Genomic DNA, 2585 nt, shown 5'->3' on the forward strand with positions numbered 1-2585 from the left:
CGGCGAGGTCCGCTTCGACGGCGGGCGGCCGGATCTGGCCGCGGTCTCGGGAGCGGGGACGTGGGACATGGCGGGGAACGACTCTCCTCGAATGGTTGTGCGGCACCGTCGGCGACGGGTGGCGAAGCGGGCCGGACAGGCGGGCACCGGATGCGGGCGGGTCAGGTTCCGGCCCCGTCGGCGACCGGGCCGGCACGGCGGACGCGGGGGGTTCCGGCCGGCGCGGCGGCACGCGGGACGGGCGCGCCGCGGGTCTCGGCGACCATCAGGTCGACGCCGGCGAGCAGGTCCTCCTCCTCGGCCGCCCGCCGCAGCCGGTGCGCGGCACTGCCGCGGGCCAGGGCCTCGGCCAGCAGTCCGCGCACGGTCTCCCGGTCGCCGGACGCCTCCAGTGCCGGGCGCAGCCGGGCCGCCATGCCGTGCAGCACCACGCGAGCGGGGGCGGCGCGCCGGGCGACCGGGTCGACCAGCGGGTCTTCGAGGCCGGAGCGGGCGGCCCGCCAGGTGGCGGCCCGCAACCACTCGTGGTGGCCGTCGCACCGGGGGCCGTCCCCACGGGCCAGCCGGTCGCACGCGTCGTGGACCAGGGCCCGGAAGAGTCCCGCGACCAGCACGACCGTCTCCACGCGCGGGCAGGCGTCGCAGATCCGCAGTTCCAGCGTGCGCTGGTGCGCGGAGGGCCGTACGTCGTGGTAGGCCATGCCGGTGTCGCTGATGACGCCCGAGCGGATCAGCTCCTGAAGCGCGGCGTCGTAGTCGGCGGCGTCCGTGTAGTGGCCGGCCGGCCCGGCGGTGGGCCAGCGCTGCCACACCATGGTGCGCCAGCTCGCGTAGCCGGTGTCAGCGCCGAGCCAGAACGGCGAGCTGGCGGACAGCGCCAGCAGCGGCGGCAGCCACGGCGAGACCAGGCACATGGCTCGTACGGCGGTGTCCCGGTCGGGTACGTCGACGTGCACCTGCGCGCTGCAGATGAGCTGCTCGTCGGCGACCCTGCGGTACTCGTCGGCCATGTGCCGGTAGCGGCGGCCGGCGGTGACGCGGCCGGAACTCACCCGCGCCAGCGGTACGGTGCCGGCGGCCACCGACGCCAGGCCGAGCGAGGAGGCCGCCGCGTCCAGCCGCCGCCGGGAGGCGGTCAGGTCCGCGTGGAGGGCGTCGAGGGTGTCGTGGACCCCGCTGTTGCTCTCCACCACCGACTGCTGCAGCTCGCTCGTGAACCCGGGCCCGTCCAGCCGGTCCAGTACGGCGCGGGCGCGCGGTACCAGCCTGCCGCTCTCCACGTCCAGCACGTGGAACTCTTCCTCTGCCCCGATGCGCAACGTCATGGCTCTTCCCTGCCCTCGCGATCCGCCCGCTCAGCGCAGGGCCCGGTACACCGAGGCGGTGGTGAGGCCGTAGACCAGGTGCGGTACGACGTCGGACGCCCACGACTTCAGGTCCCACGAGGTGGGGTCGGTCACCCGCAGGGCGGTGGCCGGGACGTCACTGCCCGCCATGGCCGCGGCGCCGAGCACCGGCCCGGCCGCCCAGTCCGGCAGGGGGGCCCGCCGGTGCCGGAGCAGCCCGTACGCCGCTCCCGTGCCCAGGCCGGCGGCGTAGCCGAGCAGCGCGCCGGCCGCCTGGGTGCGGTTGCCCTTCTCCTCGCCCTCCCCGAGCGGCACCCCGGCACGGTCGGCGAGACGCTCCGCCACCTGGGCCGGCACTCCACTGGAGCCGCGGCCGCGGAGCAGCATGTCGCCGTAGGCGGCCAGCTCCAGCGTGAGCGTGCCCACGGCGCCGGCCAGCAGGCCTTTGGTCACTGAGTGCATACCGGGCGCTCCCTTGGTCGTGCCGGCTCTCCGAGTTCCCAGCAGCCACAACCGAAACAGCCCCCGGCCCGCTACGGCCGGTCAGTCCCAGAGGGCATAGGTCTCCACCCGCTGGTAGCCGTCTGGCCGCGCGGCCGGGAAGACCAGGCTCAGACGGGTGAAGCGTTGCGTGTGGGGGCGCTTCTTCCAGGGCTCCGGGCGGTCGAGCCGCACGATCACCGGGTACGGATGGAACCTGCCGGCCGCGCAGTACGGCTTGCAGTCGTTGACGAAGTTGAGGCCCTTGGCCACCGCGGACCGGCCGTTCCACTGGGACCAGCGCAGCGACGAGAGACGGCTGTTGCCGTCGCCGCAGGCGAGGATGAAGGCGTCGGGGCGGGCCCGCGGCTTGAAGAAGCAGTCCACGAGCACGGGCTGTTCCTTCGGCCGCTGCACGGCGTGCGCCGGGCGTGCGTTCGTGGGAGGCGCCGCGGGCGCGGCGGATGCCGTTCCCGCGCCCGCGGCGAGCAAGCCCGCGGCACAGAGTGTGACCGCTGTCCTCATCGACTGTCCGCCCATGTCCGCTCCCGGCCGACGACGCCTTGACTCGTTGACGACGCTACGGCCGGGGCGGGCGGCGCACCACCTGTACGGCGGCATCGGCGGACGGGTCGTCGTCCGGACCCGACTGGCACGTATCGCACAGTTCGTGGTCGCCGTCGCGGGTGACGACGGTTCCCCAGCCCAGGCAGTGCTCGCAGTCGCGAGCCAGGCCCAGGTCGGGGTGGGGAGGTGGGG

Annotated in this window: 3 protein-coding genes; all 3 read right to left on the bottom strand. The window is 75.0% G+C overall.

Going from position 1 to position 2585, the window contains the following annotated elements; genetic code table 11:
- Positions 1-161: 161 nt before the first annotated feature.
- Complete coding sequence (locus C1I97_RS35130) at positions 162-1325, bottom strand: carboxylate-amine ligase (RefSeq protein ID WP_111007010.1); 1164 nt, start codon at positions 1323-1325, stop codon at positions 162-164.
- Between the two features lie 30 nt (positions 1326-1355).
- Positions 1356-1808 carry a hypothetical protein gene (locus C1I97_RS35135; RefSeq protein ID WP_111007011.1) on the bottom strand — a complete coding sequence of 151 codons (453 nt, stop codon included), beginning with the start codon at positions 1806-1808 and terminating at the stop codon, positions 1356-1358.
- A gap of 81 nt (positions 1809-1889) precedes the next feature.
- Positions 1890-2219, bottom strand: a complete 330-nt coding sequence (locus C1I97_RS35140) for a hypothetical protein (protein ID WP_309147850.1) — start codon at positions 2217-2219, stop codon at positions 1890-1892.
- Between the last annotated feature and the right edge of the window lie 366 nt (positions 2220-2585).

The organism is Streptomyces sp. NTH33, from assembly GCF_003236365.1.
Classification (GTDB): Bacteria; Actinomycetota; Actinomycetes; order Streptomycetales; family Streptomycetaceae; genus Streptomyces.